We start from the raw sequence: 23,029 nt of genomic DNA, 5'->3' as shown, positions 1-23,029 counted from the left end.
TCATAATAATTAATGGGAGGAAGGCATGTCTCACACAAGCCTTAAATTAGTGACAGGTGCTCTGTTTCTCAGTTACACAGCTTTTACCTATGCGTATGAAACAGGCACTGACATTGTAGAAACAAAACTTGAGTCGTCAAAAGCCTTAAAGGTTTCTAACTATCGTAGCTCTGAAGTCTCAGGAAGTGTACTGTACGTAAAGAATACGAACTTTAGAGTGGTTGATAATATAGGGTTTTATATACCCGAGCTTGTTGTGAAAGCAACGCCAAATGATAGCGGAGCTCCCGTCATATTCGATGACCCGGCTTCATTTTCACTAACACCACTTAAAGGAAGTGTTGTTTTAGACAGTGGCAAACTTGAAGCGTTGCTTAATAAGAAGGTTTTTGCTTTTAAAGGCGCAACGCTTAGAAATATTAAAGTTAAAACGGCTAAAAATGTTTTAACTTTATCAGGCCAGATGATTCGTAAGGGGTTATGGGTTCCTTTTGTTCTTAAAGGTGATATCAAACTACAAGACGGACATATTCTTAACTATACGCCTTGGCAAGTGATCACAGACGGAGAGGATGCAACAAAGGTTCTTAAAGCTGCCAATGTGGATATTGATGAATTGCTAACAGTTGATGCCCCAGGTGCAAAGCTGATTGGCAGTACAGTAGTGCTTGATACGCTAAAACTATTTCCACCACCAATGTTACATCTAAATATAGAGTCAGCTGCAATGGAGGATCGTGGTTTAGTACTGTCTTTTGATAATGGTAGTACAGGGGAAACAGCTTTGTTGAAAGAGAGCGATAGCTACATACTTATTAAAGGTGGGGACGTTAAATTTATGAAAGCTATGCCAACAGACGCGTCAGTCCAAGTGATGAGTGACTCAGCAGATGCGGATTTAGATTTTCATCTGTATGGCTATAGAGATCAGCTATCTGCCGGGCATTTGAAATTAAAAGAAGATGGCGGAGTATTAGCCTACCTGAAAAATTAATGACGGTATCTGAGCCAATTAGGAGCAAAAAAATGCATTATAAAAAAATAAAAAATATTGCGATGTGCTTATTACTAACTGTTGGAGCCTCTAGTAGTTTGATGGCAGGTTCATTTATTGAAAAACAGCAGCAAGAACTTGAAAGTGCAAGAGCGGTATGGCAGCAAAAAAGCATACCTTCAGGTATGCAATCGACTGAGCTAAGAGCGAATACGGAGCGTGACTCCGGTGCTGCGAACGTTTCCATTTACATAGAAAATGTAAATTTTGATGTGGTTGATAACATTGGTTTTTATATCGAAAAACTCAGTGCATCCTTGGAACCAAAAGTAGCCGGTCAACCGGTGGTCTTTGATGATGTGGAGAGTTTTACGATTAATGTCCACAATGGAACGGTGATATTAAGCCCACAGGTAATTACAGACCTGTTTAATAAACACATTCTTGATTACTGGCCACGCCCTTTGGATGAGTTGACGATTACCACGAAAGATGATTACCTAGAAGTTGATGGTGATTTAAAGTTGTGGAGTTGGTTCCCTGGAATCTGGCTGCCAACAAATTTAGGCGGTAATATCGTGCTTAATGGCGATAATAAATTAGTGTATGAGATTGATGATGTTCGGGTACTGGGTATTCCTTTATATGGTTTGCTAAGTGCAATTTTTATTGATCTAGATCTGTTGTTATCGATCGATAGGGAAGGTGCTCAGCTTGTTGATAGTGTGCTTGAACTAGACCATACAGCTGTTTTTCCACCGCCAGCACTTGCTGGTCGTCTTGCGTCAGCAAGTCTTGATTCTGAAGGCTTACGCCTAGTTTTTGCAGATAATGAAGCTGCGACGTTTAACAAGCCCCATGTTACGTCAGATAGCTACTTATGGATGCAGTCGGGAGACCCTAGGTTATTTGGAATAGTGGTGGTTAACGGAGGTGTTCAGGTGATATCTGAAGATACTAGTAAACCACTTCGTTTCAACCTATATGATTATAGAAAACAAGTAGCTGCTGGCACATTGAAAATGGCTAAAAATGGTGACATTATTGCGACGATTCCATCTTCAACGGGATCTGATTACCAGGCAACTCCTTCTATAACAAAGGATACAACGGCAGTAAAAGGGCCATTGGTCGAGGCTGCTTTAGAACATATGCCTATGTCAACTGAGGCTAAAGTAGCTCTTAAAAACAAGCCAGCAGGCACGTGTTTTAACCGCGCAGGTTTTGAGGTTGCGTGCCAATAAACGGTTTTAAGTGGGAGGCGTAAAAAATGCCCCTTTTGGGGCATTTTTTTCACTTAAATAATTGTAAAATAAACAATATTGAAAACAGGGTAATGGTTGATATGCAGTCTTTAGCAGCTAAAAAATTAACGGTAGGTATATCTTCAATGGCCTTGTTTGATCTTGTTGAGTCGAATAAAGTTTTTGAAACAGATGGCAAGGAAGCATACTGCGCCTATCAAATAGCAAGAGAAGATGAAAGTCTTAACCCCGGCGTTGCTTACCCATTGGTTAAGAAACTCTTGGGGCTGAATAAACGATTACCCGAGGCATTGGTAGAGGTCATCCTATTATCTCGAAACAGTGCAGATACAGGGCTTAGAGTCTTTAATTCGATACGTGAACATGATTTAGATATAAAACGTGCTGCTTTTACTAGCGGCGAAACGCCTTTTGGTTATATATCGGCGTTTGAAATAGACTTGTTTCTCTCAACCGCGCCTGGAGATGTTCGTAAAGCATTGGAAGCGGGGCACGCCGCAGCGACTATTTTATCAGGCAAGGGAACCGATGCGGAGAATGGCCAGTTAAGAATAGCCTTTGATGGTGATGCGGTCATTTTCTCCGATGAGTCTGAGCGTATTTATAAAGAGAAAGGCCTGGATGCATTTACTGAGAATGAGCAGCTGTCAGCAAAAGAACCGATGACAGGTGGACCTTTTAAGTCATTTTTGTCGGCGCTCCATAATTTACAAAGTCATTTCATCGAGGAAACATCACCCGTTCGAACAGCCTTAGTTACAGCTCGGTCAGCACCAGCGCATGAGCGGGTTGTACGCACACTCCGTTCTTGGGATATTCGAATTGATGAAGCGCTTTTTTTAGGCGGGTTGCCAAAAGGGGCGTTTTTAAAATCGTTTGGTGCGGACATTTTTTTTGATGACCAAGCGGCACACTGTGAATCCGCTCAGGAGCATGTTGCAACAGGGCATGTGCCACATGGAGTAGCCAATGAAGTTTAGTTCTTAAGGTCAAAATCAAAGCGCATGGTGTCGGATGGTTCTTGTAAAAAATAACCTTGCACTGCATCGATGCCAATGTTCCATAAAAGTGCGAGCGTGTTTGCATTTTCTACAGACTTAGCGATAGTCTTTACATTATTCCTGCGAGTGACCTCAATAATATCTTTAATGACTTCTTGCGATTCCTTGTTGTTTAAAAGATTTTGGCTAAAAGTGCCGTCAATCTTTAAGTAATCAACAGAGTACTCTTGCAGCATTTTGTCGGTTATTTGGCTGAAGCCAATTTGGTCGAATGCAATTTGGCAGCCACATTCTTTTTTAATGACAGAAATAAAGTTTTTTAAAACAGTCGGTTCAATTTTTACATCAGAAAAACTAATTTGAAAGACCAATAAGCTGGCATCGATATTGTAGAGTTTTAGCTCATTTACCAGCGTTTCCATAAACGAGGTGTTGCGGTAGGTAATATTAGAGATCGAAATAAAAAACTTTCTTTGGAGGCCTTGACGAGAAGCTTCTCTAATTTGTTTAATCGTATTTCTCAATACCCATTCGTCAAGGTGGCTAATAAGCCCCGTTTTTTCAGCGGTGAGAATAAAGTGGTCAGGTGGAATATGTGCATTGTTATCGTCAAGAATACGTAATAGAACAGCATAGTTTTCGGTTGATTTTTGGGAAAGGTCAACGATTGGTTGATACAAAGGGTGAAGCCTATTTTGTTCCAAAGCAGACTGTATTAAACGCGTGTTTTCCCTCTCGTCGATGATAACGGTTAATGGCGTTGTGACAGAGTCGAACACATGGATTTGATTGCCACCATTAGAGCCTGCTTTGTCACATGCTTTATCGGCCTGAGAAGTAAGTTGTTTTGAGGTGGTGACTCTAGGGTCGATAAAACTAACGCCAATGCTGAGTGTTAACTTTATATATTGGCTGTCGTCACCAAATAACGTGTTATTTACTTCGGTTAGTATTTGTTGGCAGTTTAGTAAAAAATCTGAACGACTTAGCTCACATGAGAAAAGAGTGAACACTGCATCACCGTAACGGGCAAGGACAGTATTTTGAGGGCATGTTTCATTAATTATGGTTCCAAGGGTACGGATAACTTCATCGCTGTAATTAATACTGTGTTGCTTACGAATATCACGAAAGTCATCGATAAGAATGATGGCAAGTGAGCCATGAGGTTTTTCGTTTTCTAATTCTTTGTTGATGTATTCAATTGCAAATCTTTTATTGTAGAAACCTGTGTCGTGGTCATAAGTACGTAAATCAGTAAAACCCTTTTCTACATTACTCCAAGCATCAGGGTTATGGATGAGAATTTGTGTGCAAAGCTGATCTTTAACAAAGCAATGTGTTTTGTAAATGGTGGTAACAAATGAGTCGCCTTCGCGAGTTTGAATGAGAACGGATAAAATCGTTTCATCTGGTAAAGACTCTAAGGATGTATTTAAGTTTCTTTTAGATAAATTACCGCCTACTGGACAAGCCGTTGGGGTGCTGAATTCAAGTACTGGGGAGCAGACTATATTTTCATCGGCTGGAATATTGAAGATACGCTTGTATGCAGAATTGGTGGCCCAATATTGGCCATCGTGGATGAGCGCAACGCCGTCCTCGGTATGTTTTAAGAAAGAATCAAAGCGATATGACTCGTTCTTAAATTGCGAATTGACTTGGTGTAACAAGTATTTAGTACGTTGGGACTTTACTTCTCTTGAAATGGACTTAGCGACTAAAGAAATAGGCTTAAACACGCGAATATCAATGATGTTTTTGGAATCGTATTGAATGCTTTCTTCCACAGGTAATGCATTATCCGACACTAAAATAACGGGAAAGTGAAAGAAGTGTTGTTTGACCTTTTGTAGGAGTCCAGCATTAGATGGCTCTGAGTCGTAGAGTTTTACTAGTACTAAATTTATGTCTGCGAATGCTTCTTTTTGTGAGTCTAGCTGATTTAAAGAAGCGGTTTTTAAAATTACATTAGCGTCAGTTTTGCCCAAGGCCGCTGTTAAAATCTTAAGTTCTTCTGTTGAAAAATTGAGTGTTAGTACGGTCCGCTTAGTCATCAATCAGCCAATAATTATTTTACTATTACCTTAATCTAGTTCCGCTCCTTTTGAAACAGTGTAATGGCTGAAAACTTGATTAGTTTCGATTGTTTTATCGATGGAATAATAACTCATCTTATCCTTTGTTTTTAATACGATATCTTCATGCGTGTTTTCTAGGAAAAGAGGACTGATAATAGAGTCTGGCTGGTTTATGGCTGGAACACCTTGGAGAAATATTACGGGCTTAGGCGATTGTTCTTCATCATGAAATTTTATATTAGCAATTTTGAGATGAGGTGACATCATTTCAATGCCCACTGATACGTCACCATCATCTAGGTTATTAATGCGCCTGATAATAGCAAGTTGAAGTGAACCGATTTTAGCCTGAACACCAATAAGATCAGATGCCTTTAAAAGCGGTTTATTAGTCGCTGATACTTTAAATCGCAACCCTTGTAAGCTGGAGTCATTTGTTTTTGCTTCCATTTCTTCGCCTTTTTCACCCGGTTTAGTGCGGCTTTTTTTTCCCCAGATGCTATTGTCAGATAAGGCGTTCTCAGCGGTTGCTTTGAGTGCCCTATTCATATCGGTATCACTAAGAGAATGGTGATTCTTTTGGTGATCTTCCATCGGTATTAAACGCAAGTTTTCAACGCCGAAATCCAAGGGGTTCTTTTTAGCGTGTACTACTTTTTTTCCAAAATAGTCGGGGTTTTTTTTAAGAATAAGAGCTCTGATAATGCTCTCAAAGCCCGGGTAGATGGTTATTTCCTCTGTTTGATTTTGTCTAGCTACTTGTCTATTTTGTTGAGCGCTCCAACTGGACAATACCTTACTTATGGTCTTTTTAGGTAGGATGGGGTTGTTCGATACTAAAGAAATAGCTCCGTGTTTTTCTGCTGCAACAACTTGTTCACTGAGCATGAATTTCTCTAGTTGTTCATTATTCATAAACCGGCATTGGTTGTTTGTTTCGTTGATCTCAGCAATATGATTAATAGGTGAAGAGGATGACAAGTCAATATAAAAGCTTGAAGAGTCATCAAATGTTGATGACATCAATATATCGCTTGCCTGTAGAGCTAAAATCCGTTGTACGGCTTTAATGTCACGTTGTCCCAGCCTGTTAGTATTTGCTAGGTAAAAATACTGTATTTTCTTGAACTCATCTTCAACGCTGGTATTGCTACCCCCGTCATTTGTTAAATGACTAAGTTGATGAATGTCTAAGCTCTCGGCAAAGCTAAGTAATGCATTTGTGTTGGCCCAAAAATCATTGCCTACTTGCTTATAAATAAGTGACTTTACGAACTGAATAATACGAAGCATCTCTATTGCCCTACAAATAACAAGGCTTTTCTGTTCGTCAGAGAAAAAGGCGTTATCAATGTCTTCTTTCGAAACGTCAGTACTCATAAAGTCAGGAGAGTAGGCGATATCTATGTAAATCAAACGGAGGTTTGTTAATACTTCTATGGTTCCTTGGAAAATTTCGGTGAGACTTTTTATGAAGGGAAGTTTTGCGCCTTCTATTTTATCATTGCACGCTGATAGCAGTTTAAGAAGACACGGTTGAGCGGCTTCGGCAATACGAAATTTGTCAGTTGGGTTAATGTCCGCAGATAATAGGGCTTGTGAAGCAGTCGCCATCATACTGGCTGATAACCGCGGGTTTAATATAGGCAGTGAATCTGCCCACTGTTGGAATGAGGTGACATTAGGCTCGAAAGGTAAATCTACGTGAGATTTATTAATCGTTGGCCTAATTCTATCCGTGAATTGTTTGTGCATGTCCATGTTGCTCTCGTTTAAGTTTTACGTAGTGTGCGTACCAAATTTATGACTTTATAAGTATCCGTGCATTATGCGCCTTATTATGCCAAAAGTTAATATTTCTAATTATTCCTTGCCAATATGGTTTTATAAGGTTTGCCGGCCTCTTCGCAAACCAGTTTAGGGACTAAGTAGCCAGATAAGTTTCGTTTCATTTGGTCATACAGTTCATAAGTGTGCTGCATAGTGGAATCGAAATGCATTGCACCAGCTACTTTGTCCAGTACGTGCAAGTAGTAAGGTAGGGTGTGACAATTGAATAGGCGGTGGCTCAATTCAGTTAGTGTGTCGGCATCATCATTTATGCCACGTAACAATACCGTTTGATTGAGCAGCGTGACGCCTATATTTTTTATAGCGAGGAGTGCGTTAGATACATCCGTACTTAATTCATTTGGGTGATTAGCATGAATCACGATAATCACTTTTTTATTGCTTGCTGAAAGAGTATCCAATAATGCTTGTGTAATACGGCTCGGTAAAACGATCGGTAAACGGGTGTGGATTCGTATGCGCTCAACTTGTGGCAGTTTGGAGATAAATTCAAATAGATGCGTAAACTTTGAATCGCTAAGGGTTAGCGGATCCCCACCACTAAGAATCACTTCTGTTACGGAGGGGTTGCTTGATAAATATTGCTTGATTGAATCAAGTTGTGAGCGATGAGCGCTATTGTCAGAATAGGGGAATTCACGCCGGAAACAATAGCGGCAATGAATGGCGCATGCAGCTGTTGTAATCATCAGTACGCGACCGTGATACTTGTGCAGGAGACCGGGAGAGACGCTGGCTTGCTCGTCACCGACAGGGTCGCTTAGAAAACCTGGGTGTTTCTCTAATTCATTGGGGTGTGGCAGAACCTGTTGAAGTAATGGATCGTTCCAGTCAGCTTTTTTAATGCGTTTTGCATAGTTCTCGGTGACGAGTAAAGGGAAGTCTTTAGCTGCATCGTGGTAAGGGCTCAGGTCGTCAACACTAAGGTCTAAGAAACGTAATAAATCGCTGATGTTTGTAAAAGCAGATTGGAGTTCTTGCTGCCAGCTCGGAATTAAAGATTTTTTTTCTATGTCTGCCATGTAGCCATTATAATGGCGCTTGGAATATAAACTTAATAAATAAGTGGGAACTTAATATGGCAACTTATAGTACGAATGACTTCAAAAGCGGACTGAAAATCATGTTCGATAACTCACCTTGTACAATCGTCGAGAATGAATTTGTTAGGCCTGGCAAAGGTCCCGCATTTAGCCGCGTTAAGATCCGTAACTTAAAAACAGGTCGCGTTATTGATAAAACCTTTAAATCGGGTGAAACAGTAGATGCGGCGGATGTGATGGAAACGGAAATGTCCTATTTGTATAACGACGGAGAGTTTTGGCATTTTATGGATGACGAAACCTTTGAGCAGGTTTCTGGTGACAAGACAGCCGTTGGTGAGGCTGCCAAATGGATCAAAGAGCAAGATAAATGCACGGTTACTTTATGGAATGGTGCACCTTTACTTGTTGCTGCGCCTAATTTTGTTGAGTTAGCGATAGCAGATACAGACCCGGGTTTAAAAGGCGATACGTCTGGCGGTGGTGGTAAACCTGCGACACTGGAAACGGGCGCAGTTGTTCGTGTGCCATTATTTGTACAAATTGGCGAAACCATCAAAGTAGATACGCGAACCGGTGAATACTCCGCGAGGGTTAAAAGTTAGTATATCCCATTGAACTCATCGAATAATAAGCAATGGCCGCCGACTTGTTCGGCGGCTTTGTTGTATCAGCGAGCAGAGCTTTATCAAACAATACGGACGTTTTTTGTTGAGCGTTCAGTACTTGAGGTGGATACGCCTGTACTATCATCCGCCGCAAGTTGTGATATGAACTTGGATAGCTTTTCTACAAAGCTTAACAAGGGGGAACAAGCGAGCAAGCTGCTCTACTTGCAAACCTCACCAGAATTCGCCATGAAGCGTCTTTTAGCGGCGGGTTCAGGTTCAATTTATCAAATAGCTAAGTCCTTTCGACAAGGTGAAAGAGGGCGGTTCCATAACCCCGAGTTTACTTTGCTTGAATGGTATAGAGTTGATTTCAGTCTGGCTGATTTGATTGAGGAAATGATCGAGTTACTGATGCAATGCTTCAGTGAAAACTTGGCCTTTAGAACAGTGACATATGCTGACCTATTTGAACAACAAACAGGTATTAACCCGCATAAAACAACGTTGGATGTGTTGATGCAATACGCCAGTGAGAATGGCAACCCAGAAGCCAAAGGCATTTGTGGTGACAGCCTTTCGAACGGGCTAGACTACGTTTTTAGTCAATATATTCAAACAAAATTAAAAAACGACTTGGTTTATTTTGTAACCGATTACCCTGTCTGTATGGCAATGCTGGCAAAGTTAAGCGACGAAAACACACAAACGGCAAAGCGGTTTGAGGTGTACTTTAAGCGTGTTGAATTGGCCAATGGCTACGAGGAATTAACCGACGCTAAACAGCAAACAGAACGCTTTACTGCGGAGTTGCTTGAGCGTGAAAAAGAAGGCTTAGAGTCCGTGCCAATGGATGATAATTTATTGGCCGCACTAGAGGCGGGTTTACCGAGTTGCTCAGGGGTGGCTTTGGGTTTGGATAGGTTATTGATGCTAATGACTGATGCGAGCTCGATTGATGAAGTCTTAAGCTTTCCTATCCATCGCGCTTAATTGTTTGTCGTGATAATGCGACAGGCTGAATAAGGCGATAAGGGATCCCAGCAGTGCAATGCCCATATCAGATTGGGTATCCCAGATATATCCTTGAGTCCCTAAGAATGCCTCGGCATCTTCGCCTGTGCCAAGAGCAACCCACCATTCAATCAATTCGTAAAAAGCACTGAATCCTAAGCAAAAACACACAATAAAAAAATTCATCCAGCGACGGCTATTGATAACAGACTGACGGATTAGTATTTCTCGAGCAACAATGGCGGGTACAAAGCCTTGTGCGAAATGCCCTAGCTTGTCGTAGTTATTACGTGTGGAATCAAAAAGTTCGGCGAGTTGGTCGAAAAAAGGAACTTCCGCATAAGTGTAATGACCGCCAATCATCAAAATGATGCAGTGAGTTAAAATTAACGAGTAGGTCAGAGTAGTTAGAGGAAAAGAGGCGCGTGTATAGAGGATGGAGCCAAGGCCAATAAGGGCAGGTAACACCTCCAAGAACCAAGTAAAGGTGTCTTTTGGGTCAATGGCTGACCAGATCAATACACTTAGAAACAGGCCTAACCATGCAGCTGATAAGCCCGATAATTTAAGCGCCGAGAGCATTACTCTTTATTTTTGGTGATATTTCCGATGACTTGACCCAATTGAACGCTATCACCAGCCGCTAACTCTTCAGCCCAAGTCACGTTATCTTTCCCGTAAAGCAAGACAACGGTTGATCCCATATTAAAACGTGCCATTTCGTCGTTCTTTTTGTACTTAAGTTCCTTGCCGTCATAGTTCCAGCTGCGAACTTGGTTATGACGTGGGGGCGTTACTTCGCCGTACCAAACCGTTTCAATACTAGAAACAAAAATAGCGCCGACCATCACCATCGCCATAGGGCCTGCTGGCGTATCAAAAAAGGCAATCACACGTTCGTTACGCGCGAATAATTCATCAATCGATTCAACGGTTGTTTGGTTTACGCTGAACAATTCACCGGGTACATGTACCATTTTCTTCAACGTGCCACCAATAGGGAAGTGGATACGGTGGTAATCTTTTGGTGATAAGTAAATGGTGGTGAATTGCCCGTCTTCAAACTCACTGCTTAGCGCATCATTGCCCAGCAATGCTGAAAGATTGAAGGACTTGCCTTTGGCTTGGAAAATTTCACCATCTTCAATGGTACCAATTTGGCTAATAGCGCCATCAACAGGGCAAGAAATAGTGGTGCGCCCACGTTCTAGTGGGCGAACATCGTCACGTAATTCACGGGTAAAAAAAGCATTAAATGTTTCGTAAACTTCTGGGTTTGGCTCAACCGCTTCCGACATATCAACACCAAATTGCTTAATAATGGTTTTGATAATGGCATTTTTTACCCACGGTGTTTTACAGCGTGCCAATTTGTGCATCAAGGCGGATAAGCCATGTTGCGGTAGGATATGTTGTAAAAGAATAAAGAGTTTAGCCATTTTTTTAACCTGTTTTAGAAGCTTGCTTTTTGTGCAGCGGGTAGAGCAACACCTGTTTTAATGTCGGCACCCATATCACTCAAAACAGATTCAAGAGAGGCGAGGCAAAACATCACATTACTGGCCGAGGCGGAATGGCCCATTAAACCAATACGCCAGACTTTACCGGCGAGAGAACCTAGCCCCGCACCAATTTCTAAATCGTATTCGTGTAATAAGCGTTTTCTAACGACGGCTTCATCTACACCTTGAGGGATGATGACGGCGTTTAACTGCGGAAGGCGAGAGTCTTCAGGGACGATAAAGCCAATGCCCATTGCTTCTAAGCCTGCTTTTAACGCGCCGTGTAAGCGTGCGTGACGTGCCCACGAGTTCTCCAGACCTTCTTCTTGCAACATAAGTAATGACTCATGCAGCGCGTATAAACTATTAACAGGCGCGGTGTGGTGATATGAACGCCCGCCATCACTACCCCAATAACCCATCACAAGATTTAAATCTAAGAACCAGCTTTGTACGCGTTGTTTGCGTTGCTTAATGCGCTCTTGTGCGCGTTGGCTGAAGCTAACGGGTGATAAGCCGGGTACGCATGATAGGCATTTTTGTGTGCCAGAATAGATGGCATCAATACCCCAATCGTCAACACGTAATTCAGAACCGCCTAAAGAGGTCACTGCATCCACAAGAGATAAACAACCGTATTGGTGAGCCAAAGCGCAGAGAGTTTTTGCGTCTGAAACGGCACCGGTCGATGTTTCAGCGTGAACAAAGGCCAGTACACTTGCTTCTGGATGAGCTTTCAGCGCATCTTCAACTTTTTGCGGGTCAACGGCCTTGCCCCATTCGTCTTCAACCATAATGGCGATGGCACCACAGCGTTCAACGTTTTCTTTCATGCGGCCGCCGAACACGCCGTTTTGGCAAACAATCACGGTATCACCGGCTTCTAATAGATTCGAGAAGCAGGTTTCCATGCCAGCAGAACCAGGAGCGGAAACAGGGAAGGTCAACTGATTATCCGTTTGGAACGCGTATTGAAGTAATGTTTTAACTTCGTCCATCATCAAGCCAAAGCTTGGGTCTAAATGACCAATCGTTGGGCGCGCTAAGGCAGATAAAATACGTGGGTGCACGTCTGATGGGCCTGGGCCCATTAGAGTGCGAACAGGTGGGTTAAAGGTTGTTATTGTCATGTTTTTATTACCCTTTACTTTTATCCTTCGATTTTTTGGCCAGCCATAAACATCCACGTTTCAATCACCGTGTCTGGGTTTAGCGATACGCTTTCTATACCTTCTTCCATTAACCACTTTGCTAAATCGGGGTGGTCGGATGGGCCTTGGCCACAAATGCCAATGTATTTGTTTTTCTTACGGCATGCTTGAATAGCCATAGAAAGAAGCTTCTTAATGGCAGGGTCACGTTCGTCGAATAAGTGAGCAATTAGCGCGGAGTCACGATCAAGCCCCAGTGTTAACTGTGTTAAATCGTTCGAGCCGATAGAGAAGCCATCGAAGTATTCTAAGAACTCTTCAGCCATTAAAGCGTTAGACGGCAATTCACACATCATGATGAGTTTCAGGCCGTTTTTTCCGCTTTCAATACCATTGGCTTTAAGTAGTTCGGTCACTTGTCTGGCTTCATCCAATGTGCGAACGAAAGGGATCATTATCCAAACATTGGTTAAGCCCATTTTATCGCGAACATATTTAAGCGCTTCACACTCCATGTCGAAACACTCGCGGAATGAATCAGAAATATAACGTGATGCACCTCTAAAGCCGATCATTGGGTTTTCTTCTTCAGGCTCGTAACGGTCGCCGCCAATTAAGTTAGCGTATTCGTTCGATTTAAAATCGGACATACGAACAATAACCGACTTAGGTGAAAATGCCGCAGCAATAGTCGAAACGCCTTCTACTAAACGCTTAATATAGTAATCTTTAGGGCTGTCGTAGCAAGAAATTCGTTTGTTAATGGTGTCCTGCAAATTAGAAGGTAATTTGTCAAATTCCAATAAGGCTTTAGGGTGAATGCCAATCATGCGATTGATGATGAATTCTAAACGCGCCAAGCCAACACCTTCATGAGGAAGTGAGGCAAAGTCAAACGCACGATCGGGGTTGCCGACATTCATCATGACTTTGACAGGAATTTCTGGCATTGAGTCAAGATTGATTTTATCAATATGGAAGTCTAATAAGCCCTGGTAAATAAAGCCCGTGTCGCCTTCCGCGCATGAGACAGTGACTTCTTGGTCTTGCGTAATATGGTCAGTTGCATCGCCACAACCCACAACAGCAGGGATACCCAGCTCACGCGCAATAATCGCCGCATGGCATGTTCTGCCACCACGATTAGTAACGATAGCTGAAGCACGTTTCATAATCGGTTCCCAATCTGGGTCGGTCATATCAGTGACGAGTACGTCGCCTTCTTGAACTTGGTCCATCTGTGCGATGCTGTCGATAACGCGAGCAGGGCCAGAGCCAATTTTTTGGCCGATACTGCGGCCTTCAACTAATACACTAGCTGTTTCATTCAGTGAATAACGTTCAATTTCTTTGCCGGCGCGGCTTTGTACCGTTTCTGGACGTGCTTGAACGATATAAAGCTGGCCGTCTAAGCCATCTTTTGCCCACTCGATATCCATTGGACGTTCGTAGTGTTTTTCAATCGTGATAGCAATTTCAGACAGTTTTTCAACTTCTGCATCGGTCAGTGAATAAACGACGCGAGTTGCAGGCTCGGTATCAATCACTTTAACGGGGTCTTTTGAAGTCGCATCGTCGTTGTAGACCATCTTGATCAGCTTGCTGCCTAGGTTGCGGCGTAGAACGGCCGGTCTGCCAGCTTCAAGCGTTGGTTTGTGTACATAAAACTCATCTGGGTTGACCGCGCCTTGTACCACCATTTCACCCAAGCCATAGCTGGATGTAATAAAGACAGCATCGCGGAAACCTGATTCTGTATCGAGGGTAAACATAACGCCCGACGCGCTAATGTCGCTTCGTACCATGCGTTGAATACCCGCAGATAACGCAACGCCGCTGTGTTCAAAACCTTGGTGCACACGGTAGGAGATAGCGCGGTCATTAAACAATGAGGCAAACACTTCTTTAATTGAATGCATCACGTTGTCGATGCCATCAACGTTTAAGAAAGTTTCTTGTTGGCCAGCAAATGAGGCGTCCGGTAAGTCTTCAGCCGTGGCAGATGAACGTACGGCAACAGAAAATTCACTTTTTGCATCCGCTTGCATTTTTGCATAAGCAGACTCAATCGCTTCGGTAAGTTCGGGTTGGAAAGGGGTGTCTATAACCCACTGTCTAATTTCTTTACCCGCCGCTGCTAGCGCGTTAACGTCATTTACATCTAAGGCATTAAGCTTTTCGTTGATACGGTCGTCAATACCGCTTTGTGCAAGAAACTCACGGAAGGCTTTTGCGGTGGTTGCAAAACCACCCGGTACATCAACCCCAACAGATGCTAAATTACTGATCATTTCACCTAATGAAGCGTTCTTGCCGCCTACATGTTCTACGTCATCCATGCCTGTTGAGTCGAGCCAAACAATATATTCTTCCAACGTGCTATCCTCTGATTGCGATATCTTATTCATGAATAAGCTTTATTCATGAGAAGCCATCTTTTAGTTTAAAATTTGAGTTAATCCAATATTTTAACAAAAAAAAGACCTTCACATTCAATGAAAAATAGAACAATCTTTTTTATATCCGATAGAACCGCCATTACTGCTGAAACATTGGGTAATAGCTTGCTGACTCAATTCGAGGGTGTTGAACGTGATCGACACGTCATTCCGTTTATTGATACCGAAACGAGAGCCAATGCGGTGAGAGACAGAATCAATAATTCTTATACGGTTAATGAAGGGCGTCCGATTGTTTTTAGTACATTCACTAATGATGATTTACGTGAGATAGTTTCTAAAAGTAATTGTATTTTCTATGATTTATTCAATGATTACATCTCAAGAATGGAAAGCGACTTGCGGCAGGAGTCTTCACATGAAGTAGGTAGAAGTCATGGTTTGATAGATAAAAATTCGTACGAGTCTCGTATACGCGCGGTTAACTATGCTTTGGTGAATGATGATGGTGCGCGCCTAGATCACTACCAACAGGCGGATGTCATTTTGGTCGGTGTGTCGCGTACCGGTAAGACACCCACGTCATTATACTTAGCACTTCAATACGGTATTTTTACTGCCAATTTTCCAATTACAGACAGCGATTTGGATAATTGCAGCCTTCCTCGAGCACTGAAGCCGTATAAGAAGAAATTATTTGGTCTAACAATAGGCGCTGAACAACTCAGTCGTATTCGTGAAGAACGTCGACCGGGAAGCCCTTATGCTTCATTGCGTACCTGTCAACGAGAAGTATCGCAAGTTGAAGAATTGTTTCAGCTAGAAAATGTTCCGTTTCTTAATGTAACGTCTATTTCTATTGAGGAAATTGCGGCACAAATCCGTTTAACACGTGAGTTAGATGTAAAACAGTTTTAGCGAATACCCGACGGGCGTGGGTTTCATTAAAACACTGGTTAAAGAATGCTGTTTAGTTCAGCTTTAGGTTGCGAGTAGGGGTGATAACTCTTATCATCCCCGCCTTTTAATCGAGCGGTGAGGTAATAAGTAGATGGGTCAGCACATTTTTCATCCAGGGCAACGTTGGGTTAGCCATTCTGAAACTGAGTTGGGCCTTGGAACGGTTGAACTTATTGAAGGACGTCACGTTACGTTATTTTTCCCGGCGGTTGAAGAGACTCGAGTTTATGCCGTAGCCAATGCACCATTAAGTCGGGTGGTCTACAGTGTTGATGATGCGGTTAGTCACAATGATGGGCATGTGTTAACCATTGAGAAAACTCAAGAACACAATAACTGCATGATTTATCTATGTGTTGACCAGCAAGGTGAACAAGTCGTGCTGCATGAAGTAGATCTTGATAGTGTTGGTGCATTTAATAAACCTCAAAGTCGTTTGTTCACGGGCCAGATTGATAAGAATAAGTTGTTTGACTTACGTCTAAAAACGCTGGATTTTCAACGCAAACTCGATCAGTTTTCTGGTTTTGGTTTGTCGGGCCCCCGAGTACAGTTATTACCGCATCAATTTTATATTGCTAAAAAGGTTAGCGAGCGCAATGCCGCGCGTGTTTTATTGGCCGACGAGGTGGGTTTAGGTAAAACCATTGAGGCGGGCTTGATTCTGCATCAACAATTATTAACAGGCTCTATTGAGCGAGCACTCATTGTCGTACCCGATGCGCTTATTCATCAGTGGTTGGTTGAATTGTTACGACGTTTTAATCTATCGTTTACGATTTTAGACCGCGAACGATGCGATGCGATAAGGGAAGAAGGGGATATTAACCCGTTTGAAACGGCGCAGTTGGTACTGTGTCAGTTGTCGTTTCTGTCTGAAAATGCGAATTATCATGAAGCCGCAGTCGCTGCAAATTGGGATTTGATGATTGTCGATGAAGCGCATCATTTGTTTTGGAACGAGAATAACGTCAGTAATGAATACCGCTGTATTGAAGAGTTAGCGAATCGTGTCCCGGGTTTGTTGTTATTAACGGCGACGCCAGAGCAATTGGGTGTCACCAGTCACTTTGCGCGTTTGCGCTTATTGGATCCAGATCGCTATTACGACTTAGCGGCGTTTAAAGAAGAGCAGATTGGTTATCAAGAGATTAACCAGCTGATTAAGGAGTTAATGGGGTCAGAGTCCATAGAAAGCGTGCTAGCTGATTCAGATTTGAATAAGCAGTTAGTTCAGCTGTTGGGTGAAGAAACGGTGCTGGCAGATGCTGTAACGCTAGAGTCTATTATTGATGCTTTGCTCGATCGACACGGTACGGGCCGTGTATTGTTTAGGAATACGCGCGACAATATTGATGCGTTTTCATCACGGCAATTACATGCGTACGAGTTACCGGCGTTAGACGTTGAACCCGAGTTTGAGTTAGATAACGATATTGCCATGGCGTGTGCGTTATTACCGGAGATGTTGCTGGGTGAAGAGTGGCTTGAGCTTGATCCGCGTGTGTTGTGGTTAATGGATTGGCTGGATGCGCACAAGTCTGAAAAAGTATTATTGATTTGTGCCCAGCAGCAAACGGCAGAAGAGCTTCATGATTATCTAAAAATGCGGACTATTTTTGCGTCGGCTGTTTTTCATGAAGGCATGAGCTTGATCGCCAGAGATAGGGCTGCTGCTTATTTTTCTGATGCTGAAGAGGGTGCGCAAATCTTGATATGTTCTGAAATTGGTAGTGAAGGCCGAAACTTTCAGTTTGCTCATCATTTGGTGTTATTTGATTTGCCGCTCAACCCTGATTTGTTAGAACAACGTATTGGACGTTTGGATCGAATTGGTCAAACAGATACGGTGCATATTCATGTGCCTTGTATAAAAGGCTCTGGTCAACAACGGTTGATGCAGTGGTACGACAAAGGCCTTAATGCCTTCAGCCACGTTTGCTCAACGGGGCATCATGTGTACGCTGCGGTTAAGGCCGATCTAAAAGAAGCATTGCTAGGTGATACGGAGGACGAAGACTTTGACGCGATCATCGAAAAAACTGACGCTCTAATGAAACAGAGCATTGAGGATATGCACGCAGGGCGTGATTTAATGCTTGAGCTTAATTCATGCAGAAAAGATGAAGCGCAGGTGATTATTGACGAAATTAGTTTGTCATCAAGCCACTTGGAATTGTCGAATTACATGGAAGAAGTGTTTGAGAACTTTGGCGTTGAACAGCAATACCATAGTGAAGACAGTATTGTTATAAAGCCAACGGGGCATATGCAGGCAGAGAACTTCCCCAACCTAAGTGAGGATGGGCTAACGGCTACGTTTAACAGGAAAATTGCGCTATCTCGTGAGGACTTCCAATTTTTGACCTGGGAACACCCAATGGTGACCGCGGCGATGGAGCAAATTATCAATACTGAGTTTGGTAATTCAACTTTTTGTACAATGGCCTTACCGCCCATTCCTGCCGGGACAGTCATACTTGAAGCTATTTTTACGACACATTGCCCAGCTCCTAAACGCCTGCAATTGCACCGTTATTTGCCAAAAACGATGAAACGAATTGTAGTTGGTTCAAATGGTTTAGATATGACGAATATTTTAAAACCAGAGCATATAGCGTCGAGATTGACGTTTGTTAAAAAACCGATTGCGTTGAATATTATTGAACACGGCCAAGAAGCGATTAAAACGCTGATTACTAAAGCAGAACTGCTAGTTGTTGAGCACCAAGAGGCGCTAGTGACTGAAAGTGTTGAGCAGATGCGACAACATGAGTCGGCGAATTTAGAACGCTTGGTTGCATTGGCTCAGGTTAATCCAAATATTCGCGATGCTGAGATCACGCAACAAAAAGCTAAAATCCAGGACTTAAGTTCTTATATAGAACGTGCGTCTTTTAAATTAGACGCCATTAGAGTGATATTGATTACTGATTCATAACATCCAAAGCTAGTGCGTCCGACTGAAGCTCAATATAAACAGCCTTTTATCGATATTGATGCTGTTAACGGGGGGGGTGTTATCGCTTCGTCGGACTATGCGCCAAGTAGGGTTGGAATGATACCTATTCAGCTATCCGAGCGAGTTTTCTATGTTAAGGGTATGCTGGGCGTTGCGACAGATAACGAAGGGTTTATTTATCCCTAGAAGCAGAAGCGTTAGACGACTAAGCGGCATCCTTTCTAAGAAAAACCCACTCATTTTCAGTCGATTGTTCAGCTGAAAATGCATAGCCAGCCACGTCAAATAATTTGATATCGCCCGGGCTTTCTAGTTGGTTTTTAATGATGTAAGCGCTCATCATGCCGCGTGCTTTTTTGGCATAAAAACTAATAATTTTGTATTTATCGTTTTTCCAATCTTTAAACACAGGTGTGATAACTTGAGTATTTAAGAGTTTGGGTTTAACCGACTTGAAATATTCATTTGACGCCAAATTAATCAGTACAGGGCTTTTTTGCTCAGCCATTTCCTGATTGATTTTATCGGTGATTTTGTTTCCCCAGAACTCGTACAAGTTCTTACCGCGTTGGTTGCTAAAGCGTGTTCCCATTTCTAGGCGATAAGGCTGAATTAAGTCCAAAGGTTTAAGTAAACCGTATAAGCCAGATAAAATCCGCAGGTGTTTGTTTGCCCAATTTAAGTCGTCTTCTGACAAATCATTAGCAGCCATGCCTTCGTATACGTCACCCTTAAAGGCCAGTACGGCTTGTTTGCTGTTTTGTGGTGTAAAAGGCAGTTGCCATTCGATAAAGCGATTGCTGTTGAGTACGCCCAACTTATCGCTAATACTCATTAATGAAGAAACATCAGAAGGTGAGAGCGTTTTAAGTTGGTCGATCAGCTCGGCTGAGTCAGCTAAAAAATCGGGCTGAGAATAAACAGAGGTGCTTGCAGGTGTTTCGTAATCTAAAGTTTTAGCAGGGGAAATAAGCAATAGCATGGTCTTAACTCATTGTCGTTATATCTGAAAAGCATTGTACGGTGTTGATAGGAGTTTTGTATATCTCATCATAATAACGTGTCTATTAAATGGGGCGTAGGGGCTGTCAGTGACTAAATTTGATGAGCAACAAGTCAGTGATATATAGTGAAAAAAGCTGATAAAGGCCTGTAAAAAGCGCCCAATTATAGTGCGTAAAGAACACGTATTGTCCCGTTGATGGTGCGCTATAGGCGGTGGTTACATTGACGGAAGTGGTGAGTATCTTTATACTGCATCGCAATAAGTTGTAGTTTTTCATTATCGGAGATTCACGAGTATGAGTAAGTCAATAGCCTTAGTAACGGGCGGTTTAGGTGGTATTGGTTCAGAAATTTCAAGAAAATTATCTGAAAATGGTTACACAGTTGTTGCGACAACGTTTAACAAAGAAATTGAAAAAGCGGATGAGTGGATTGCCGCGCAAAAAGAAGCTGGTTTTGATTTCCTAGTTGAAGAAGCAGACGTAACAAGCTTTGATGACTGCGCTGCTATGGTTCAACGCGTTGAAGATAACATTGGTCCAGTTAATGTTCTTGTTAACTGTGCTGGTATTACACGTGATGGTTTCTTGAAAAACATGGATGAGTCTAACTGGGACGCCGTGTTATCTACAAACCTTGATGGCGTGTTTAACATGACTAAGAATGTACTTTCTTTTATGCTGTCTAGAGAATTTGGTCGTATCATTAATATTTCATCTGTTAATGGTCAACGTGGCCAATTTGGTCAAACAAACTACTCTGCCGCTAAAGCAGGTATGCATGGTTTCACAATGGCGTTAGCGCAGGAAGTAGCACGTAAAGGAATTACAGTTAATTCTGTTAGCCCTGGCTATATTGCTACACAAATGGTTATGAAGATTGATGAAGGTATTCGTAATGACCTTATCGCTCAAATTCCTATGCAACGTATGGGTGAGCCTGTTGAGATTGCTAACACCGTTGGCTTCTTGGCTTCAAACCAAGCGGACTATATTACGGGTGCAAATATTCCCGTTAATGGCGGTTTGTTTACCAGTTTCTAAAGAAACATCAAATATACCAATAAAAAGGCGATCATTTGATCGCCTTTTTATTGACAGGAAGATAAGTAACAGATATTACTGCACAAGACTTTTATCGTTAAATAACAAAGGAGTGGTGAAAATGCAAAATGACATAATTAAGCAGTGGGCTCAATTAAGTAAAAAAGCCAATGAGTCGTTGAAGAAGATTAATACCTTGAACACTAAATCCATTAAACAATTAACGAAGTTACAAATGGAAATGGTTTCTAGCTGTATAGAGGGGAGTATTAAAAAGGCCAAAACAGTGGACAAAGTAACATCATTGAGCGACTTAATGAATTTGCAGTCTAGCTTATACAAAGAACTGTCAGAAAAGGTATTAGAAAGCGCTCAGAATTCTGTCAAAATTGCGATGGAAACTAAGCAAGCGATGGCTGACCTTATTAAAGAGGGTATGGCCGAGGCGCCAACAATGGTTGTTACGTCAGAAACCAAGCAAGCAGCGCCTAAACCAGTGGCTAAGCAAGCAGTGCCTAAACCTGCGGCTAAGAAAGCAGCGCCTAAACCTGCGGCTAAGAAAGCAGCGCCTAAACCTGCGGCTAAGAAAGCAGCGCCTAAACCAGTGGCTAAGCAAGCAGCGCCTAAACCTGTGGCTAAGAAAGCAGCGCCAAAACCAGTGGCTAAGCAAGCAGCGCCAAAACCTTCGGCTAAGCAATCAGCACCTAAACCTGCGGCTCAAAAACTACAAATGCCAAAACCAAATGGTCGACCAATGACCGAAGGTGATGCTAAAAAATAAGCTATTTAATGAACAGAACTGCTATGTTCACTTTTTGTTGTTCATAGCAATTCATTTAGCTAGGGGTGAATATGAAAGCTACGATTGAAATTGACGCAACACCTCAAGAAATGAGGGAGTTGCTGGGCTTGCCTGAGGTCCAAGGCTTGCAAAAAGAGGCGATGGAAAAAATACGGGAAAAAATGCTATCAGGCATTGAATCCAATGACATGACAGAATTGATGAAACTGTATATGCCGATGCCCGAACAGATGTCGGCGATGGAAGGGTTTCAAAAAACGATGTGGGAGGCCATGATGAAAGGTGGAGTTCTATCGACAGGCAAGGATAAAGAATAACGTCGCTAACCTAGCCACTTGACCAGTGAGTCTATAAGCTCAGGTTGGCTGTTTAAGCTGGTAAATGCTCCAATATGGCCGCCATTTATTGGATGTTCTTGGTACAGCGATGGTTTAATGTGTTGGGCTAGCGCACGTGTCGAAGCTGGCGTTACGATATGATCCTTTGTCGCGTATAAGTTAAGAACGGGGCACTTAATTGTTTCTAGTCTAACGGCTTTGTCATGAATCGTTAAATTGTTTTTATGTAAGCGGTTTTGTTGATAAAAAGCGTCCATGAATTCTTGAGCTGCAAGCCCTGTTAAATCAGGGTTATCATTAAGCCACTTTTCTATGCGTAAGAATGTATCTAGGTGCTCTTTTTTAGAGATTAAGTGCTTAATTCGTCGATATTTTTCTCGGTTTAATTGGAAGGGCTTCAATGTTTTGAATAATTGACCGATAAGCTGACCGGGTACATTACCTGCACTGTTGGTCAAAATTTTTGTGTTCATACCGTTTGTTAGAAGGCTCAATAGGTTGTTATCCGTATGAAAATCTACGGGTGTTACAAGGGTAATGAGTTTGCGAATCTCAGAGGGGTGTAGGGCTGCGTAGCATAAGGACAGCACGCCACCTTGGCAGATTCCCATTAAGTCAATTTTTTTTCTGTTGGCGTTTCGTTTTACGTGTTGAACACAGCGGTGCATATAACCATTAATGTAGTCGTTAAGGCTTGTGAAACAATCACTACTGTCGGGGTAGCCCCAGTCAATAAGATAAACTGGGTAGCCTTGTTCTAAAAGGCGTAACACTAACGATCTCTTCGGTTCAAGGTCAGCGATATATGGACGGTTGACCAGCGCGTAAGCTATTAATATGGGCGCTTTTCTTTGTTTAACATTTAGGGGCTCATAACGAAAAAGGCGCAGTTTGTTTTCACTGTAAATAAGTTCTTTAGCAGTTGTGCCGACCCTAGGGGTAGGCTGTCTACCATCATGACTTAGTTGCTTCATGAGGCGTATGAAATCATCCAGCCAGATGTCTTCGTG

Annotated in this window: 20 protein-coding genes; 11 read left to right on the top strand and 9 right to left on the bottom strand. The window is 42.3% G+C overall.

Annotation, left to right across the window (positions count from 1 at the left end; genetic code table 11):
- Positions 1–25 precede the first annotated feature (25 nt).
- The 3 genes from AB1Y31_06145 (at position 26) to AB1Y31_06135 (ending at position 3,239) form a co-directional block, all read left to right on the top strand.
- The gene (locus AB1Y31_06145) at positions 26–994 is read left to right on the top strand and encodes a hypothetical protein (GenBank protein MEW4982745.1); all 969 of its coding nucleotides are present in this window, start codon (positions 26–28) and stop codon (positions 992–994) included.
- A gap of 32 nt (positions 995–1,026) precedes the next feature.
- On the top strand, positions 1,027–2,238 hold the full coding sequence (locus AB1Y31_06140; protein ID MEW4982744.1) for a hypothetical protein: 1,212 nt from the start codon (positions 1,027–1,029) through the stop codon (positions 2,236–2,238).
- A 101-nt stretch (positions 2,239–2,339) separates the two neighbouring features.
- On the top strand, positions 2,340–3,239 hold the full coding sequence (locus tag AB1Y31_06135) for a 5'-nucleotidase (protein MEW4982743.1): 900 nt from the start codon (positions 2,340–2,342) through the stop codon (positions 3,237–3,239).
- Here AB1Y31_06135 and AB1Y31_06130 read toward each other — a convergent pair.
- The 3 genes from AB1Y31_06130 to epmB form a co-directional block, all read right to left on the bottom strand.
- Positions 3,236–5,317 (bottom strand): bifunctional diguanylate cyclase/phosphodiesterase, encoded by a 2,082-nt coding sequence (locus tag AB1Y31_06130; GenBank protein MEW4982742.1) that lies wholly within the window; start codon positions 5,315–5,317, stop codon positions 3,236–3,238. The genes AB1Y31_06135 and AB1Y31_06130 overlap by 4 nt on opposite strands.
- A 30-nt stretch (positions 5,318–5,347) precedes the next feature.
- Positions 5,348–7,102 (bottom strand): GTPase-translation elongation factor, encoded by a 1,755-nt coding sequence (locus tag AB1Y31_06125; GenBank protein ID MEW4982741.1) that lies wholly within the window; start codon positions 7,100–7,102, stop codon positions 5,348–5,350.
- Between the two features lie 98 nt (positions 7,103–7,200).
- A complete protein-coding gene (gene epmB / locus AB1Y31_06120) occupies positions 7,201–8,214 on the bottom strand; it encodes an EF-P beta-lysylation protein EpmB (protein ID MEW4982740.1) in 1,014 nt (337 codons plus the stop codon).
- A 56-nt stretch (positions 8,215–8,270) separates the two neighbouring features.
- Between epmB and efp the strand changes: the two genes are divergently transcribed.
- Positions 8,271–8,840 (top strand): elongation factor P, encoded by a 570-nt coding sequence (gene efp, locus AB1Y31_06115; GenBank protein ID MEW4982739.1) that lies wholly within the window; start codon positions 8,271–8,273, stop codon positions 8,838–8,840.
- Between the two features lie 9 nt (positions 8,841–8,849).
- Positions 8,850–9,836 (top strand): EF-P lysine aminoacylase EpmA, encoded by a 987-nt coding sequence (epmA, locus tag AB1Y31_06110; protein MEW4982738.1) that lies wholly within the window; start codon positions 8,850–8,852, stop codon positions 9,834–9,836.
- Here the strand turns inward: epmA and AB1Y31_06105 are convergent.
- Genes AB1Y31_06105 through ppsA form a run of 4 tightly spaced genes read right to left on the bottom strand, consistent with a single transcriptional unit; the run spans position 9,810 to position 14,918 of the window.
- Positions 9,810–10,439: a DUF2238 domain-containing protein gene (locus tag AB1Y31_06105; GenBank protein MEW4982737.1), complete on the bottom strand. Its 630-nt coding sequence runs from the start codon at positions 10,437–10,439 to the stop codon at positions 9,810–9,812. The two genes, epmA and AB1Y31_06105, sit on opposite strands and share 27 nt — an antisense overlap.
- Positions 10,439–11,296 carry an archaetidylserine decarboxylase gene (asd, locus tag AB1Y31_06100; protein ID MEW4982736.1) on the bottom strand — a complete coding sequence of 286 codons (858 nt, stop codon included), beginning with the start codon at positions 11,294–11,296 and terminating at the stop codon, positions 10,439–10,441. Before asd ends, AB1Y31_06105 begins: the two co-directional genes overlap by 1 nt.
- A 14-nt stretch (positions 11,297–11,310) precedes the next feature.
- Complete coding sequence (locus tag AB1Y31_06095; GenBank protein ID MEW4982735.1) at positions 11,311–12,489, bottom strand: alanine--glyoxylate aminotransferase family protein; 1,179 nt, start codon at positions 12,487–12,489, stop codon at positions 11,311–11,313.
- A 20-nt stretch (positions 12,490–12,509) separates the two neighbouring features.
- Positions 12,510–14,918: a phosphoenolpyruvate synthase gene (ppsA, locus tag AB1Y31_06090; GenBank protein MEW4982734.1), complete on the bottom strand. Its 2,409-nt coding sequence runs from the start codon at positions 14,916–14,918 to the stop codon at positions 12,510–12,512.
- 87 nt (positions 14,919–15,005) lie between these two features.
- Between ppsA and AB1Y31_06085 the strand changes: the two genes are divergently transcribed.
- The 3 genes from AB1Y31_06085 to AB1Y31_06075 all read left to right on the top strand — a co-directional run bounded on the left by AB1Y31_06085 (position 15,006) and on the right by AB1Y31_06075 (position 19,017).
- Entirely contained in the window at positions 15,006–15,827 is an 822-nt protein-coding gene (locus AB1Y31_06085; GenBank protein MEW4982733.1) for a pyruvate, water dikinase regulatory protein, read from the top strand.
- A gap of 133 nt (positions 15,828–15,960) precedes the next feature.
- Entirely contained in the window at positions 15,961–18,810 is a 2,850-nt protein-coding gene (gene rapA / locus AB1Y31_06080; protein ID MEW4982732.1) for an RNA polymerase-associated protein RapA, read from the top strand.
- A gap of 12 nt (positions 18,811–18,822) precedes the next feature.
- On the top strand, positions 18,823–19,017 hold the full coding sequence (locus AB1Y31_06075) for a hypothetical protein (GenBank protein ID MEW4982731.1): 195 nt from the start codon (positions 18,823–18,825) through the stop codon (positions 19,015–19,017).
- Between the two features lie 19 nt (positions 19,018–19,036).
- On the opposite strand, the gene yaaA is transcribed toward AB1Y31_06075, so the two are convergent.
- Positions 19,037–19,813: a peroxide stress protein YaaA gene (yaaA, locus tag AB1Y31_06070; protein MEW4982730.1), complete on the bottom strand. Its 777-nt coding sequence runs from the start codon at positions 19,811–19,813 to the stop codon at positions 19,037–19,039.
- Positions 19,814–20,132: 319 nt separating this feature from the next.
- Between yaaA and phbB the strand changes: the two genes are divergently transcribed.
- From phbB to AB1Y31_06055, 3 genes are all read left to right on the top strand, one after another.
- On the top strand, positions 20,133–20,879 hold the full coding sequence (gene phbB, locus AB1Y31_06065; protein MEW4982729.1) for an acetoacetyl-CoA reductase: 747 nt from the start codon (positions 20,133–20,135) through the stop codon (positions 20,877–20,879).
- 121 nt (positions 20,880–21,000) lie between these two features.
- Complete coding sequence (phaP, locus tag AB1Y31_06060) at positions 21,001–21,660, top strand: TIGR01841 family phasin (GenBank protein ID MEW4982728.1); 660 nt, start codon at positions 21,001–21,003, stop codon at positions 21,658–21,660.
- Between the two features lie 71 nt (positions 21,661–21,731).
- Positions 21,732–21,998 (top strand): hypothetical protein, encoded by a 267-nt coding sequence (locus AB1Y31_06055; protein MEW4982727.1) that lies wholly within the window; start codon positions 21,732–21,734, stop codon positions 21,996–21,998.
- Positions 21,999–22,003: 5 nt separating this feature from the next.
- Here AB1Y31_06055 and phaC read toward each other — a convergent pair whose 3' ends face one another.
- Positions 22,004–22,993 carry a class III poly(R)-hydroxyalkanoic acid synthase subunit PhaC gene (phaC, locus tag AB1Y31_06050; GenBank protein MEW4982726.1) on the bottom strand — a complete coding sequence of 330 codons (990 nt, stop codon included), beginning with the start codon at positions 22,991–22,993 and terminating at the stop codon, positions 22,004–22,006.
- Positions 22,994–23,029: the final 36 nt, after the last annotated feature.

The sequence above is a fragment of the Cycloclasticus sp. genome (assembly GCA_040743155.1).
Classification (GTDB): domain Bacteria; phylum Pseudomonadota; class Gammaproteobacteria; order Methylococcales; family Cycloclasticaceae; genus Cycloclasticus.
The sequence above is the reverse complement of the archived record's forward strand: the minus strand, read 5'-3'. Positions and strand labels throughout refer to the sequence as shown.

Bases quoted from the DNA above. Each gene is read 5' to 3' on its own strand.
- AB1Y31_06145 (MEW4982745.1), top strand. From the start codon at position 26: ATGTCTCACACAAGCCTTAAATTAGTGACAGGTGCTCTGTTTCTCAGT.
- AB1Y31_06140 (MEW4982744.1), top strand. From the start codon at position 1,027: ATGCATTATAAAAAAATAAAAAATATTGCGATGTGCTTATTACTAACT.
- AB1Y31_06135 (MEW4982743.1), top strand. From the start codon at position 2,340: ATGCAGTCTTTAGCAGCTAAAAAATTAACGGTAGGTATATCTTCAATG.
- AB1Y31_06130 (MEW4982742.1), bottom strand. From the start codon at position 5,317: ATGACTAAGCGGACCGTACTAACACTCAATTTTTCAACAGAAGAACTT.
- AB1Y31_06125 (MEW4982741.1), bottom strand. From the start codon at position 7,102: ATGGACATGCACAAACAATTCACGGATAGAATTAGGCCAACGATTAAT.
- epmB (MEW4982740.1), bottom strand. From the start codon at position 8,214: ATGGCAGACATAGAAAAAAAATCTTTAATTCCGAGCTGGCAGCAAGAA.
- efp (MEW4982739.1), top strand. From the start codon at position 8,271: ATGGCAACTTATAGTACGAATGACTTCAAAAGCGGACTGAAAATCATG.
- AB1Y31_06105 (MEW4982737.1), bottom strand. From the start codon at position 10,439: ATGCTCTCGGCGCTTAAATTATCGGGCTTATCAGCTGCATGGTTAGGC.
- asd (MEW4982736.1), bottom strand. From the start codon at position 11,296: ATGGCTAAACTCTTTATTCTTTTACAACATATCCTACCGCAACATGGC.
- AB1Y31_06095 (MEW4982735.1), bottom strand. From the start codon at position 12,489: ATGACAATAACAACCTTTAACCCACCTGTTCGCACTCTAATGGGCCCA.
- ppsA (MEW4982734.1), bottom strand. From the start codon at position 14,918: ATGAATAAGATATCGCAATCAGAGGATAGCACGTTGGAAGAATATATT.
- AB1Y31_06085 (MEW4982733.1), top strand. From the start codon at position 15,006: ATGAAAAATAGAACAATCTTTTTTATATCCGATAGAACCGCCATTACT.
- rapA (MEW4982732.1), top strand. From the start codon at position 15,961: ATGGGTCAGCACATTTTTCATCCAGGGCAACGTTGGGTTAGCCATTCT.
- yaaA (MEW4982730.1), bottom strand. From the start codon at position 19,813: ATGCTATTGCTTATTTCCCCTGCTAAAACTTTAGATTACGAAACACCT.
- phbB (MEW4982729.1), top strand. From the start codon at position 20,133: ATGAGTAAGTCAATAGCCTTAGTAACGGGCGGTTTAGGTGGTATTGGT.
- phaP (MEW4982728.1), top strand. From the start codon at position 21,001: ATGCAAAATGACATAATTAAGCAGTGGGCTCAATTAAGTAAAAAAGCC.
- AB1Y31_06055 (MEW4982727.1), top strand. From the start codon at position 21,732: ATGAAAGCTACGATTGAAATTGACGCAACACCTCAAGAAATGAGGGAG.
- phaC (MEW4982726.1), bottom strand. From the start codon at position 22,993: ATGAAGCAACTAAGTCATGATGGTAGACAGCCTACCCCTAGGGTCGGC.